Origin of the sequence: Nocardia brevicatena NBRC 12119 (assembly GCF_000308495.1) — a bacterium.
In the GTDB taxonomy this organism is placed as follows: Bacteria; Actinomycetota; Actinomycetes; order Mycobacteriales; family Mycobacteriaceae; genus Nocardia; species Nocardia brevicatena.
Map to the genome: position 1 here is coordinate 48,453 of NZ_BAFU01000078.1, position 13,770 is coordinate 62,222.

Sequence of the window (13,770 nt, forward strand, 5' to 3'; positions counted from 1 at the left end):
CGATCCGACTTCGTCACCATGAATATGGATGCGGCTGTGGAGCACCGGCAACGGTTGCTGACGGGTGCGCTGGTCACCGCGATGACGCTGTCGATGCTGCCGTTGTTCCTGCTGGGGACACTGGGCTCTCGCGTGATCGAGGACCTCGGCGTGGACGCGGCACTGCTGGGGGTGCTGGTCGCGGCCGGTTTCGCGGTGGCGGCGGCGGTATCGCTGCCGGCGGGACCGATGGTGGACGCGGTGGGAGCTCGGCGGTGTCTGATCGTGTTGTTCGTGGTGTCGGCGGTGGCATTGGGGGTGTTCGCCGTCGCCCCGAGCTACCCGGTGCTGCTGGCGGGAATCACCGTCTCGGGGTTGGCGCAGGCGTTGGCCAATCCGGTGACGAACAGGTTGATCGCCACGCGAGTCGCGGCGGAGCGACGTGGACCCGTCATGGGGTGGAAGCAATCCGGTGTGCAGTTCGGGGCCTTCGTGGCCGGTGTTCCGGCGGCCGTGGTCGCCGCGGCCACGAACTGGCGGTGCGCGGTGGCCGTGGGTGCCGCGGTGTCGGTGCTCGGCGCAGCAGCCGGATTCCTGCTCGCGCGGGACCCGAACCCGGCTCACCGGCCCTCGACGCTCTTCGTGCGTCCGGGTCGGCGAGCAGCTCGGCTCGGTGTCTTCTCGGTGCTGCTGGGCTGCGGACTCTCCGCGATCAACACCTATCTCGCGATGTACGGGAACACGGAACTCGGGATGGCGGACGGGATGGCGGCGGGGTCGATCGCGGTGTTGGGGGTGGCGGGAATCGTCGGGCGAGTGTGGTGGACGCGACGATCGGCTGCCCTGGGGGATCCCGCGCTATTGCTCGGTCCGCTGGCGGTGGGATCGGCGGCCGCCGCCGGTCTGATCGCGGGCGCCGAGTGGGTCGGTTCGTGGGTGGTATGGGTCGGAGTGGTGGGCATCGGCGGATGCGCGGTGGCGGCCAACGCGGTGTCGATGATGGCCGTGATCACGGGCGGCGGGCCGGAACAGGTCGGGCGGGATTCCGCCGCCGTGTCGGCGGGGTTTTTCAGCGGCTTCGTCATCGGTCCGCCCGTTTTCGGGGCGGCCGTTCATGCCGGCTCCTACGGGGTCGGGTGGTCCATCGTCGCGGGCGAGTTCGTCACGGCCGCGGTGGTCGCGTGGTGGCAGTGGCAGCGGGCGACACGATGACCGGGCGATTTCGGCGGGCGCTCGCCCGGCTGGTGAAGCATGTCGATGCGACGGAAGCGGCGGTAGGCGAACGTTTTCCGGTGTACGCGGATCCCGTTACAGGATCGTGGACGACGAGTCGGCGTGGTTCGTGGGTCGCGGGATTCTGGGTGGGTCAGTTGTGGCTGCGGGCCCGGCTGACCGGCGACCGTCCGCATCTCGGTGCGGCCGAGAGCTGGGTGCAGCGGCTGTGGCCGGCCGCGGAGGCGGATACGGTGACGCGCGGGCTGGTGCTCTGGTACGGGGCGGCCGCGGGTAGCCGACTCGGGATGTCGGACGCGGGCGTCGAGCTCGCTCGACTCGGGGCGTCGGGGCTGGGAAAGACGCTCGATTCCCATGCCGGTGTGCTGCCGTGGGGTACGGCGTTCGGCGATCCGGCCGAACCGGTGATCGCCCGCGTCGACGGCCTGGCCGGGACCGTTCCGCTGTTGGCCTGGGCTGGCATCACAGGGGCGGCGGACGTTCATCTGCGCACACATCTGGACATCTGCTGTGTCGACGACGAAATAGTCCCGGCATGGGAGTGGTCACATGGTCGATGGCGGGTGCGCTCGGAACCGCCGGTGGGTTGGTCGCGCAGCCGACCGTGGCTGCTGTTGGCCCTGGCCGATGCGTCCCGGTGGCTCGGCGCGGACTTCGGCGACCGCGCGAACCGTCTGATCGACCGATCGCCACGGCTGCTCGCGGTGCCGGCCGCCGGGTACTGGCATCCGGAGATCCGCGACACCTCCGCCGCCGCGATCACCGCGGTCGCGTTGTGCAAGCTCGAGCGGATGGACGAAGCAGCCGAACTCGTGGACGTTCTGCTGGGCCACCATCTTCGCGCGGAACCCGGTACCGGCGGACTGCTCGGCGGCTGCTACGACCTCGAACGCGGTCTCGCGGTCGAGCACGAACTGATCTGGGGGAACTTCTTCCTCATGCTTGCCGTGGCGATCCTGGCCGGTGCTATTCCTGCCACCGCGATCTGAGGTCGGGGCGGTCGATTCGGTAGATGACGTGGCGTTTGTCGTCGATGGGGTTGTCGGATGTCAGCTCGCCGATGGCTACTCGGCGGAATCCGGCCTTTTCGAGCATGCGCCACGATGCGATGTTGTCCGCATGGACCGGCACGATCGCGGTGTTGCTGTCCGGGCAGTCGCGCCAGGTTTTGTCGAGCATCGAGCGCATCATGCGGGTTCCCAGACCGTGGCCGATCAGTGTGGGATCACCGATGAGGTAGTCCAGACTGATCGCCGAGTTCGGAATCGTCAGGATCGGGGCGACCTCGTCGATGTATTCGGGATAGTCGTCCCAGCGGCACCGTTGCATCACACCGACGGGCGTCCCGTCGAGCAGGGCCAACCAGTCCTGATTGGGCTCTTCACCGCGCGCCGACGGGCCGAAGTCGCGGCGCACGGCCTCATCGGAGGTCTCGTGCGCCCACCAGCGCGCTACGTGTGGTTGCCCCAGCCATTGCGCGACCAAGGGGAAGTCGCGCTCGTCGAGTCGTCGCCAGCTGATCACGCCGGCGAGTATTCTCCGCACTTGATCGGTCGTCCACCGCATTTCCGCTCCCTACAGCGTGTCGTTTGCCAGGTCGAAGCACACTGACAGGCGACTCGAGCAGCATCCACGCAGGATCGGTCGGCGACGAGGACGGACAGAAACGGGCACTTCGGCAACTCGCAGCGGGCCGGGCACGACGAACATGGTCAGGTAAGCGCCGCCGGCACAGGAACTCTCGGGGACAACCGACAGGTCCGGTAACCTCGGCCGTACCGGGAGTTCCTCTATATACGAGTATATATGGGCCACCACACGCCGACCCGAAACCAAGTTCTCGGATGCCCTCTGAGAAGCCCGGCCCGACCGCGGCCGGGTGGTCTGCCCGCCGATCGCGGTCACCGCGTCCGGCGTCGTACAGCGCGTCGAGCGAGCGGCCCGGCCGGCACATCGGGCGCGGTCGTGCCGGACGGTCCCACCTCCGCTCGAACAGGAGATCCGAGCGGGTCTTTCAACTCTTCAGCGCGTCGACGAGCTCGGATGCCGCGGTGCGGTACACCGACAGCAGGTCGTTTCCTTCGGTGGGATAGTTGCCGATCCCCACTTGGCGGGCAGCGGAATCCGATAGCACGGTGCCGGTGTCCATCTGTTCGTTGGCGAGTACGAGGTCCGGTTTCGCGGCGGTGAGGTCGGCGACCTGGCGGGCGGTGAGCGGTGCGGGGCCGTAGGTGGCGAGCACCTGGGCCCCCGACAGCCGCGCGGCGAAGCCCACGAAGGTCTGCGCCACCGCCGTCGGTGGCCGCCCACCGCGCCACGCGGCCTTCACTTCGGCGGCGAGTCTGTCGTATTCGTCGGTGAAGGCGCGCAACCAGGCGTCGGCGGCGGGGCGGGTGCCGAACAGGTCACCGAGCCGCGCAACCTCGGCGACCACATTGTCGCGGTCGTTGTCCAACTCGACGGCGACGGTGCGCGCCGAGGAACCGGCGGCTTCCTCGAGCTTGCCGGCGAATCCCTCGAACCGCGCGTACAGGACGACGTCGGCCTGCGCCACGGCGGCCAGATCGGACGGTTTCGGGTCGTAGTCGGGGGCGTGGGTGATCGAATCGGGCACGATCACGTGCACATCGGTGGCGCCGGCGGCGGTGGCGAATGCGGCTTCCCAGCTCGTGGCCGCCACCACCCGGGGGCCGGTGTGGTCGGTGTGCGCCGGCTCGGCGGTGCCGCAGCCGGCGAGGGCGCAGCAGGCCGCGATCAGTGCGGCGACACCGAGTCGGATGCGGGTGCGCGGCCGCCGGGTGGCGAGAACCATCGTCGTCTTCTCCCATCGGGTAATAGATGAACGGCGAGCGCGATCGCCCCCGCCGACAGGACCAGCACCGGGCCGGGCGGCAGATCCAACGCGACCGCGGCCAGGAAACCGAGCACGTTCACCACCAGCCCGACCACCACCGCCGCCGCCACCATGCCGGGCAGCGATCCGGCAAGGCGGCGCGCCGCCAGGGCGGGCAGTAGGGTCAGCGCGTCCACGAGCAGGGCGCCGGTCAGCCGGATACCCGCCGCCACGGCCACCGCGACCAGCACGAGCAGGACCATGGTGAGCCGGTCCACCCGCACTCCCGCGCAGGCGGCCAGCTCCCGGTCGTACAGCAGCAACCCCAACTGCCGGCGGCGGGTCAGATACACCAGCGGCACCACCGCCGCGAGCGCGCCGAGCAGCAGCACATCGCCGGGTCGGGTCGCCAGGATCGACCCCCACAGCAGTTCGAAGGCGCCGTTGGCATTGACACCCGAGATCGATAACACCAGCAGCGCACCGGCGATCGCCACACTCATCAGCAGCCCCATCGCCCCGGACAGCCCACCGGGGCTGCGGGCGAGCGGGGTGAGCGAGGCCCCGGACACGGCGCAGGCCACCAGCGCGCACAGCAGCGGGTCCAGGCCGGTCAGCATGCCGACCGCGATCCCCAACAGGGCCACGTGCATCATCGCGAACCGGACCGGCATGATGTCCAGCCCGATGATGATCACGCCGACGATCGGCAGTCCGATGGCACCGAGGACGAGCGCGAGCAGCGCCCGCCGCACCGACGCCAGCTGCCACAGCTCGGCGAACTCCGCGGCCCTGTTCACCCGATCCTCCGCCGGCCGAACTCCCGCAGACGACCGTCGGCCATCTCCAGTACGCGTTCACACCGCGCGGCCAGTGCCCGGTCGTGAGTGACCACCAGCAGCGTGGCGGGCAGATCGGTCAGTACCGCGCCGACCTCGGCCTGACCGGCGAAATCCAGTGCGGCGGTGGGTTCGTCGGCGAGTAGTGCGCCGGCACCCGCCGCGACGCACCCGAGCGCGCGGGCAAGGTACATCCGCTGCAGTTGCCCGCCGGAAAGCGTGTGCAGCGGTCGGTCGACCGATCCGGCCACCCCCAGCCGTTCGGCGGCGGCGACCGCGGCGGCGTAATCCCCACTGCTGTCGAGCAATTCCCGAGATAGCAGCGGAAACCGGCCCGGCGCCTGCCGCTGCGGTATCCAGGCGACCGCGCGCCGGCGGCGTTCCCAGTCCCGCCCGGATCGCGCGACGGTCGCGTCCACGGTGACGGCCCCCGACGTGATCGGGTGCAGTCCGAGCACTGCGCGCAGCACTGTTGTCTTGCCCGAACCGTTGGTCCCGGTTATCGCCACTCGTTCACCGGCCCGGACCCGGAGGTCGACGCTGTGCACCACCGTCCGCCCGGCATGCGCACAGCACACACCGGACAGCTCGATCTCCGAACCGGTTCTCGCCTTGTCGCCCATATCGCATCACTGGTCGGTCGGGCGGAACGAAAAGTTCCCGCCCCTCGGAATCCGTACAACGGCGAGAACAACCGTCCGTAGGACACGGCGCGGGCCGGCTTGTCGAGCAGGCAGCGCAGCGCACAGCCCTCGCTCGGTGACGGGCGGTGGGGGCACCAACCTGCACCTGGCGTGTGAGCAGGGCTGTCGTGTGCTGTCGGCGCTGGTCGGGCCGGTGACGACCCCGGTTCACGGCAGTGCTCAATGGGATCGGGTACTCCGCGGGGCGATTCGTGAGCGTGGCCGGCGTCATCGGGGTCCGCACGGTTGCGTGCGTCCGGCGCAAAGGTCTAATATAAGTTAAAACTTATTAAGGAGAGGGCATGCCACTGCTGACCGACCCCGCCGCCATCGCCGGGCTCGTAACCCGTGAGGTGCGCACCGGAACCCGGGACGGGGCACCGACCAGGATCGCTGTCGCTCGACGCAGTTACCCCACCGACCGCGCCGACCTCTGGGACGCGGTGACCAATATCGAACGGATTCCGCGCTGGTTCCTGCCGATCAGCGGTGAGCTGCGGGTCGGCGGTCGCTACCGGCTCGAGGGCAACGCGCACGGTGTCGTCGAACAGTGCGACGCACCGGAACGGTTCGCGGTGACATGGGAGATGGACAACCGGGTCTCCTGGCTGACCCTCGAGCTCACCGCCACCGCCGACGGCACCCAGCTCGAACTGGCGCACGAAGCGCCGGCCGACCCCGAGTTCTGGACGCAATACGGACCGGGCGCGGTCGGCGTGGGCTGGGATCTCGCCCTGATGGGACTGGGCCTGCATCTGGCGAGCGGAGCGCCGGTCGATCAGGCGGAGGCGATGCGTTTCCCGGCCACACCCGAAGGGGCGACATTCATCCGGACCGCGGCACTCGAATGGGCGGACGCGGCGACCGACGATGGCGACGACCCGAACGCCGCACAAGCCGCGGCCGCGCGGACCATCGACGCCTACACCGCCGTTCCCGAGGACGGCTCCGACTCCTGATGGACGGTTCCGCGGCAAAGATCTTCGAGGCGCTCGGCGACCCTGTCCGTCGCTGCATCCTCGAACTGGTGGCGACCGGCGAGCAGCCCGCGGGCACGATCGTCACCGCTGTCCAGGAACACACGTCGATCTCACAGCCCGGCGTCTCCCAGCACCTCAAGGTGCTCCGGGATGCCGGGCTGGTGAGCGTCCGCGCGGAGGGCACCCGACGGCTGTACAGCCTCGATCCCACGGGTCTCGATACGGCTCGGACCTGGCTGGCCGCACTCGTCGACCCATTGCACCAGTTCGCCCAGCCGCTCGACGCCCTCGCCACCGAGATCGCTCGCGGCAAACGGGCCCGCCGCGCGGCCGGAGTCCCGCGGCCCGGAGACGAGTCTCCCGGACGGGAGATACGCCACGCCTGACCGAGGGTTCGTACCGGGTGGGTCGTGCCGGAAAGCGCGGATTTCCTGCCGTAATCCGGCGAGGGGCGCGTCTTCGTCCCGGCATGCGCACAGCGCACGCCGAGCCACGCCGAGACAAGCGCGATGGCAGACCCCGGCGTGGAGACGAGAGGTCCCTGAGCACGCGGACTACGAGCAGGTCAGCCCGATGGTCGGCCGGTGTCCCAGAGTCGTGGGAGTGACTGCCGGATCGCATCGGTGAGCGCCTGCTCGGCGTGATTGGGGGTGCTGTGGCGGTGGATCAGCACGAATTCCACGGTCCCGGGGTCGGGAAGACCGAGCCGGTCGCCGATCGGGACGAGTCCGTCGGGCAGGAGAGAACGGGGGTGCACGATGTAGCCGAGTCCGGCCAGTACCGCCGCACGTAGCCCGGCACGGGAGTTGGCCGTGCATGCGGGGCGGAGGGGCAGTCCCGCGTCGTGCAGGGCGGCGTACGCGCAAGACCGGGTGATGCTCGGTGGTGGATAGGCAACCAGGGGCACCGGGTCGGTGGCATCGCGATCACCGGTATCGGCCGGACCGGCCCACACCAATTGATCACTGTGGATGGGTTGCCCATGGGTTTCTCCCGGGCGGCGCATGACGAAGGCGAGATCCAGGTCGCCTGCTTGGAGCCGCTCGTGAACGGTGCGGCTCAGTCCGACGGTCAACTGGAGGTCGACCCGCGGATATCGGGCGCGGAAACCACGCAGGATTTGCGGCAGACCTCGGGCCACGAGGTCTTCGGCGGCACCGAACCGTAGCGGACCGGACAGCACCGACTCGGCGAAGTAGCGGTAGGCCCGCTCATGGGCCTCGAGGATCGCTTGCCCGAATCCCACCATCGCGGTGCCGTCAGGCGTCAATTCCATGCGGTGGGTATCGCGTGACAACAGCACCGCGCCCGCCTGCCGTTCCAGCCGGGCGATGTGACCGCTGATGGTCGACTGTCGTACCCCGAGTTGCTCGGCGGCGGCGGAGAAACTGCCGGCCCGGACGACTGTCAAGAAGCTGCGTACCAGGTTCGGATCGAACATCCCACCTCCTATCACGGATCGCGATGACAATTATCGCTGTCATCTTGTTTCCAGATAACGTACCGGTGGGTACGGTGGCGGCGTGAAGTTTGCGCAGGCGTTCGACGGGTTCGTGATGGCGATATTCGGAATGGTCGCGGTCGCTGTGCTCCTGCCCGCCCAGGGCGCGTTCATGGAGGCCGCGCAGTGGCTCGTGAAACTGGCGATCGCGGTGCTGTTCCTGCTGTACGGCATGCGTCTGGCGCCGTCCGAGGCGCTCGCCGGCCTCCGGCAGTGGCGCTTGCACGGGACGATCCTGGCCATCACCTACATCCTGTTCCCGTTGATCGGTCTGGCCGCGTGGGCACTCACCTCCGGAGCAATCGCCGACGAGCTGCGTGCCGGGCTGTTGTTTCTGAGCCTGGTGCCCTCCACGGTGCAATCATCGATCGCCTTCACCTCGATCGCAGGGGGAAATCTCCCGGGAGCCATCGTCAGCGCGTCCTTTTCCAATCTCCTCGGGGTGTTCGTCACACCGCTACTCGTGATCACGCTGATCGACACCGCGGGGTCCGCGCATATCGATCCGTCCACAGCTGTGTACATCGTCGTACAGTTGCTGGTTCCATTCCTGATCGGACAGGCGCTGCGACCGAGGCTCGGCCCGTGGTTGCAGCGGCATCGCCGTGCGGCGACATCGGTCGATCGCGGATCGATCCTGCTGGTGGTCTATGCCGCGTTCAGTGAGGGAATGAACGAACATATCTGGAGTACGACCTCGCCCGGCCAGATCCTCATCGTGAGCGCTATATGCTGCACAGTCCTCGCCACCGTCCTGGTCACCTGCACGCTGGTGGCCCGCCGTCTCCGTTTCGAATGGGCCGACCGGATCGTGATCATCTTCTGCGGGTCCAAGAAGAGCCTGGCGACCGGTCTGCCGATGGCGACGGTCCTGTTCACCGGACAGCCGGTCGGACTGCTGGTATTGCCGCTGATGATCTTCCACCAGATCCAGTTGATCGTCTGCGCCTGGCTCGCGTCGTCGTTCGCCGCGAAACGTGCAGTCACCGACCTGGCCCCGTAGTTTCGGCCGGCTCCCCCCCGGTGCCGTACACGCGCACCAGCCGGCGTGCGGTGGCCTCGATGTGGAACTCGTCCGCGCCGTCGAGGATTCGGGCCGCGCGAGCGACCCGGAGCAGACGCGTTAGGCCCGTGGCGGCCGTGAGTCCTTCGGCACCGAAGACCTGAATCGCCGAGTCCACCGCGGTGGTCAACGCGCGGGACGCGGACACCTTGGCCAGACTCACCTCGATCTGCGCCGGTTCACCGGCCGCGACGAGCCGCGCCGCCCGGTTGGTGACGAGCCGGGCGGACCGCACCGCCAATTCGGCCTCGAACAGCAACCGCTGCACCAGTTGCCGATCGGCCAGCACACCGTCCCCGAGCCGGCGATGCGCAGCCCGCGCGGCCAGTTGCTCGAGCGCGCGCTGCGCCTGACCGACCCACCGCAGCGCGCGCAGGGTGCGGCCCAGGGCGAGGCGTTCCCCGGCGATGGCCGACCCGGCGCCCACCGCGCCGACCAGGTGTGTTCCCGGCACCGCGATATCGTCGAAGGCGAGCTCGTACTGTCCGCCGACGCCCAGGACGTCGAGTTCGCGGACCACCTCGAAACCGGGTGCGTCGGTGGGCACGGCCACAATGGACAGCGCCTCGCGCGCGGGTCCGTCGCCGGTGCGGGCGACGACGAGGACGAGATCGGCGCGGCCGGCGCCGCTGGTGAACCATTTGCGGCCGGTGATCCGCCATCCGTCACCGTCGCGGACCGCACGCGTGCGCAGCGCCGCCGGGTCGGAACCGGCCACGCCGGGTTCGGTCATGGCGTAGGCCACCCGGAGCCGTCCCGCCACCAGATCGGGCAGCACCGCCTCGCGCAGCCGCGGGTGCGCATGCGCGGCGAGCATACGCGCGGTGAGCAGGGACGCCGAACCCAGCGCCTCGGGCCCGTGATCGCTGCGGCCCTCGACCTCGGCGACGGCGAAGTACTCCGGCAGCGACAACCCCCCGCCCCCGTACTCGACGGGTAGCGGCAACGCCCACAGTCCCGCCTCCACGGCCAGGTCACGCAACCGATCCCAGGTCGCGACCTCCCCGGCGTCGAGCGTGGCCTCGACCGGAACGACTTGGCGCACAACGAAATCCCGGATCCGCCGCTGCAACGGTGTCGGGGACTGCTCGACACCGCGTATGGGGTCACTCATACGCAGATCACACCATCCGGCCGGAACCGAACGGGCACGGCGCCCGACCTTGTGGACATCCGCAGTTGTCTCGGTGGAAGGCCGGTCATGACGAAAACCTCCCTACTCGCCCGGGCGATTCCGCAGTTGTCGACGGGATCCACGGCATCCGTCGGCGGTGTGGGCGCCGCGGCGGATCTCGTGCGCCGTCAACTGCGCGCGCTCGGCGTCGCGGTCATCGACGCCCCCGAACCCGTCGACACGGCGGCGAACGCGCTGCTGCGGCTCGCCGACGGCCGGCGCCGCACGCTCATCGTGTCCTGGACCGAATCGGTCGCCGATCCGGCGATCACCGATGAGACGGCGGTCCAGGCCGGCTGCGGGGTGATGCACGTCAACGGCCGACGGGGCGGCCGACCCCGAGCCCTGATGGTGGACTACTGCGCCGCCGCCGCCGGCGCGCTCGGGATGACCGGGCTGCTGGCGAGCCTGTTGGTACCGGTCGACGAGCTGACCGTCCGGACCGGTGTCGCCGAGACCGCGCTGCTGGCGATATCGCAGTACCTGGCCGCGGCGGGCGCCGACGACCCGGAGGCGGTCGACCTCGCACCGGGCGGACCGCCGTTCGTCAGCGCCGACGACGTCCGGTTCGAAATCGAATCGTTGCGGCCCGAGCCGTGGGCGGCGTTCTGGACCGCGCTCGGCATCGAACCGCGCACCGTCGGAAAGGGCTGGAAACCGTTCCAGTTCCGCTACGCCACGGCCACCGCACCGCTACCGTCCGCCCTGCACGACGCGACCCGGGCACACGGATTCGCGGCCCTCACCCGCGTCGCGGCCGAGGCCGGTGTCTCGGTGTGCCGGCTGTACCGGCCGGACGAACCGGCGACCCCGCGACCGGACGCGCTCGCCGAACCATGGGCGGTCCGTATGCTGCCCAACGCAGCCGGCCGGCGGCGAGACCCACTGGCCGCCACGGTATCCGGTCCGCTGGCCGGGTTGCGGGTGCTGGAGGCGGGACGGCGCGTGCAGGCGCCGATGGCCGCCCACCTGCTGCGCCTGCTCGGTGCCCGGGTCACCCGGATCGAACCGCCCGGCGGTGATCCACTGCGTGATATGCCGCCCTACAGCGGCGATGTCTCGGCCCGCTGGCTGGCCCTCAACCGCGACAAGGACGCCGTCGAATTCGACATCACCTCGCCCGACGACCGGGCCGCGCTGCGGGCGGCAGCGACCGAAACCGATGTCTTCCTGCACAACTGGGCTCCCGGCAAGGCCGAGGAACTGGGCCTGTCGGCCACCGATCTGCCGCCCGGTCTCGTCTACACCTACACATCCGGATGGTCCGGGCTCGAACTCGACGACCTCCCTCCGGGCACCGATTTCATGGTGCAGGCCCGCACCGGTCTGGCGTATCTCGTCGACACCCCCGAAACACCGCCGGCGCCGTCGTTGATGACCCTGCTCGACGTCCTGGGCGGCATTCTGGGAGCCGAGGCCACCGTGATCGGGCTGCTGGCGCGCCGCGAGACATCCGGCGGTGTCGCGGTCGAGAGCAGTCTGCTCGGTGCCGCCGATACCCTGCGGCGGCACGGCCTCACCTCGGTGGAAGCCGCTCTGCGGCAACCGTTCCGATCCGGCGGCGTATGGCACGCCGGTGCCGGCCGTGACGCGACCGTCACCGTCACCACCGATCTCGCCGACCTGCTCACCGACCCCCGATTCGCGACGGTCATCGGTCGCGACGAGCACGGTTGTCCGGCCCTGACCACTCCCTGGAGACTGTCGTGAACCGTATCGAGAACGCCGGACACTACCGCGATCTGGTTCCCACCGATCTGCGCCGCACCTGGTCGCGGGCCGGCCACTACCCCGACCGCGATATCTACTCGATGTTCGCCGAGCACGTCGCGCGGCGGCCGGACGCCGAAGCGGTAATCGACGCCGACGGCACGGTCACCTACGCCGAACTCGACACTCTCGCCCGCCGCCTCGCCGCCGGGCTGGCCCGGTTGGGCATCGGCGCCGCCGACGTGGTGGCCGTTCAGTTGCCCAACAGCCGGCTGGCCTGCGCCGCGGATCTGGCCATCGCCGCCCTCGGCGCCATCGCACTGCCGTTCCCCATCGGACGCGGCAGCCGGGAGGCGGCCAACCTGGTCCGCCGCTCCGGCGCGGTCGCGGTGCTCGCACCGACCGAGCACAACGGTTTCCACAATGCGGCGAACATCCGGGATATGAGCGCCGAACTGCCCTGCCTGCGCGCCGTGGTCAGCGTCGGCCACCACACCTGCCGCGGCTGCGTCCCCATTCACGCTCTGCTCGCCCCCGACCCCGACGGCTTCCGACCCGGTCGCCACGATCCCGACAGCCCGGCGCGGATTCTGGTCACCTCGGGTTCGGAGGCGGAACCGAAAATGGTCCTGTACTCCCATAACGCCCTGATAGGCGGCCGCGGCGCCATGCTCGCCACCTTGCACGACGATCCCGCCGCCATGCGCAATATGTTCCTCGTGCCCTTGGCCTCGGCATTCGGTTCCAGCGGTACCGCGGTCACCCTCGCCGCGTTCGGCGCGAGCCTGGTACTGCAACCGAAATTCGATGCCGCGGCGACCCTTGCCGCCGTCGCCCGGGCCCGTCCGACACATCTGCTGGGTGTGCCGACCATGCTGCGCATGCTGCTCGACCATCCTCGGCTCGAGCAGACCGATCTGTCGAGTCTGCGGGCCGTGGTGTTGGGCGGTTCGCCCCTCGACGCCGAAACCGCGCGGCGGGGACGTGAGCTCATGGGAGTTCCGATCATCAACCTCTACGGCTCGGCCGACGGTGTATCCACCCACACCGCACTCGACGACCCGCACGAACGTGCCACCACCGCCGGCCGCCCCGATCCGGCCGTCGCCGAGATCCGTATCGTCGACCGCGACGACGAACCGCTGCCCGCCGGTCGAGTGGGCGAAATCATCGCCCGCGGACCCATGTCCCCGCTGTGTTACGTCGATGCCCCCGACCTCGACCGCACACTCCGCACCCCCGACGGCTGGACCCGCACCGGCGATCTCGGCCGATTCGACGACGACGGCTACCTCACCGTCGTCGGCCGGAGCAAGGACGTCATCGTCCGCGGTGGTCTCAATATCAGCCCCGCCGAGGTCGAGGCGCTGCTCATCACCCACCCCGCCGTCACCGACGTCGCCTGTATCCCCGTCCCCGACCCGCATTACGGCGAACGGCTCTGCGCCTGTATCACCGCGACCCGGCCGGTCACCCTCGACGACCTCATCGGGCATCTGACCGCGGCAGGGCTCGAACCACGCAAATTTCCCGAACGCCTGCTCCGACTTCCCGCATTGCCGCTGGGACCCGCCGGAAAGGTCGACCGGCGCGCCCTCCGCGCGTACGCGCGAAGCCGAACCGCCGACGCCGGGCGAAGGAGGGACGACACCTCGGACATGGCAGGTGAGAGACCCAGTTCGACGCATGAGTGACCCACATAACACCACTGCTGGGAACCACGGAGAGACCGCGGTCGACTTGTGGTCGACAGTAAGCTCTCGCTGAGCACAACA

The 13,770-nt window shown here is 69.6% G+C and carries 13 protein-coding genes; 7 read left to right on the top strand and 6 right to left on the bottom strand.

All coding sequences use genetic code 11. The features are described from left to right. Nucleotides 1-36: 36 nt before the first annotated feature. Both ON20_RS22455 and ON20_RS22460 read left to right on the top strand, forming a co-directional pair. Nucleotides 37-1,191 (top strand): MFS transporter, encoded by a 1,155-nt coding sequence (locus ON20_RS22455; protein ID WP_218002588.1) that lies wholly within the window; start codon nt 37-39, stop codon nt 1,189-1,191. Further along, nucleotides 1,164-2,201 carry a hypothetical protein gene (locus ON20_RS22460; protein ID WP_218002589.1) on the top strand — a complete coding sequence of 346 codons (1,038 nt, stop codon included), beginning with the start codon at nt 1,164-1,166 and terminating at the stop codon, nt 2,199-2,201. Before ON20_RS22455 ends, ON20_RS22460 begins: the two co-directional genes overlap by 28 nt. On the opposite strand, the gene ON20_RS22465 is transcribed toward ON20_RS22460, so the two are convergent. From ON20_RS22465 to ON20_RS22480, 4 genes are all read right to left on the bottom strand, one after another. Continuing rightward, entirely contained in the window at nt 2,179-2,778 is a 600-nt protein-coding gene (locus ON20_RS22465; protein WP_218002590.1) for a GNAT family N-acetyltransferase, read from the bottom strand. The genes ON20_RS22460 and ON20_RS22465 overlap by 23 nt on opposite strands. Before the next feature lie 448 nt (nt 2,779-3,226). After that, the gene (locus tag ON20_RS22470; RefSeq protein ID WP_040838338.1) at nt 3,227-4,024 is read right to left on the bottom strand and encodes a substrate-binding domain-containing protein; all 798 of its coding nucleotides are present in this window, start codon (nt 4,022-4,024) and stop codon (nt 3,227-3,229) included. Further along, on the bottom strand, nt 3,967-4,845 hold the full coding sequence (locus tag ON20_RS22475; RefSeq protein ID WP_040838339.1) for a metal ABC transporter permease: 879 nt from the start codon (nt 4,843-4,845) through the stop codon (nt 3,967-3,969). The genes ON20_RS22470 and ON20_RS22475 overlap by 58 nt, the downstream gene beginning before the upstream one ends. After that, entirely contained in the window at nt 4,842-5,507 is a 666-nt protein-coding gene (locus tag ON20_RS22480) for an ATP-binding cassette domain-containing protein (protein ID WP_040838342.1), read from the bottom strand. The genes ON20_RS22475 and ON20_RS22480 overlap by 4 nt, the downstream gene beginning before the upstream one ends. Nucleotides 5,508-5,869: 362 nt before the next feature. Between ON20_RS22480 and ON20_RS22485 the strand changes: the two genes are divergently transcribed. Both ON20_RS22485 and ON20_RS22490 read left to right on the top strand, forming a co-directional pair. Beyond that, on the top strand, nt 5,870-6,526 hold the full coding sequence (locus tag ON20_RS22485; protein WP_040838344.1) for an SRPBCC family protein: 657 nt from the start codon (nt 5,870-5,872) through the stop codon (nt 6,524-6,526). Next, a complete protein-coding gene (locus ON20_RS22490; protein ID WP_040838346.1) occupies nt 6,526-6,933 on the top strand; it encodes an ArsR/SmtB family transcription factor in 408 nt (135 codons plus the stop codon). Before ON20_RS22485 ends, ON20_RS22490 begins: the two co-directional genes overlap by 1 nt. A gap of 179 nt (nt 6,934-7,112) precedes the next feature. Here the strand turns inward: ON20_RS22490 and ON20_RS22495 are convergent, their stop codons facing one another. Next, nucleotides 7,113-7,988 (bottom strand): LysR family transcriptional regulator, encoded by an 876-nt coding sequence (locus tag ON20_RS22495; protein WP_040838347.1) that lies wholly within the window; start codon nt 7,986-7,988, stop codon nt 7,113-7,115. Between the two features lie 82 nt (nt 7,989-8,070). Between ON20_RS22495 and ON20_RS22500 the strand changes: the two genes are divergently transcribed. After that, entirely contained in the window at nt 8,071-9,051 is a 981-nt protein-coding gene (locus tag ON20_RS22500) for a bile acid:sodium symporter family protein (RefSeq protein WP_040838348.1), read from the top strand. Here ON20_RS22500 and ON20_RS22505 read toward each other — a convergent pair. Then, nucleotides 9,032-10,225 (bottom strand): acyl-CoA dehydrogenase family protein, encoded by a 1,194-nt coding sequence (locus tag ON20_RS22505; protein WP_051163112.1) that lies wholly within the window; start codon nt 10,223-10,225, stop codon nt 9,032-9,034. The two genes, ON20_RS22500 and ON20_RS22505, sit on opposite strands and share 20 nt — an antisense overlap. Nucleotides 10,226-10,312: 87 nt before the next feature. Between ON20_RS22505 and ON20_RS22510 the strand changes: the two genes are divergently transcribed. Both ON20_RS22510 and ON20_RS22515 read left to right on the top strand, forming a co-directional pair. Further along, entirely contained in the window at nt 10,313-11,995 is a 1,683-nt protein-coding gene (locus ON20_RS22510) for a CoA transferase (RefSeq protein WP_051163114.1), read from the top strand. Then, entirely contained in the window at nt 11,992-13,689 is a 1,698-nt protein-coding gene (locus tag ON20_RS22515) for a class I adenylate-forming enzyme family protein (RefSeq protein WP_218002591.1), read from the top strand. The genes ON20_RS22510 and ON20_RS22515 overlap by 4 nt, the downstream gene beginning before the upstream one ends. The last annotated feature ends 81 nt before the right edge of the window (nt 13,690-13,770 follow it).

What these genes read in the sequence shown, in the direction of transcription:
- ON20_RS22485 (WP_040838344.1), top strand. Translation starts at nt 5,870, where the DNA reads ATGCCACTGCTGACCGACCCCGCCGCCATCGCCGGGCTCGTAACCCGT.
- ON20_RS22470 (WP_040838338.1), bottom strand. Translation starts at nt 4,024, where the DNA reads ATGGTTCTCGCCACCCGGCGGCCGCGCACCCGCATCCGACTCGGTGTC.
- ON20_RS22490 (WP_040838346.1), top strand. Translation starts at nt 6,526, where the DNA reads ATGGACGGTTCCGCGGCAAAGATCTTCGAGGCGCTCGGCGACCCTGTC.
- ON20_RS22505 (WP_051163112.1), bottom strand. Translation starts at nt 10,225, where the DNA reads ATGAGTGACCCCATACGCGGTGTCGAGCAGTCCCCGACACCGTTGCAG.
- ON20_RS22510 (WP_051163114.1), top strand. Translation starts at nt 10,313, where the DNA reads ATGACGAAAACCTCCCTACTCGCCCGGGCGATTCCGCAGTTGTCGACG.
- ON20_RS22495 (WP_040838347.1), bottom strand. Translation starts at nt 7,988, where the DNA reads ATGTTCGATCCGAACCTGGTACGCAGCTTCTTGACAGTCGTCCGGGCC.
- ON20_RS22480 (WP_040838342.1), bottom strand. Translation starts at nt 5,507, where the DNA reads ATGGGCGACAAGGCGAGAACCGGTTCGGAGATCGAGCTGTCCGGTGTG.
- ON20_RS22465 (WP_218002590.1), bottom strand. Translation starts at nt 2,778, where the DNA reads ATGCGGTGGACGACCGATCAAGTGCGGAGAATACTCGCCGGCGTGATC.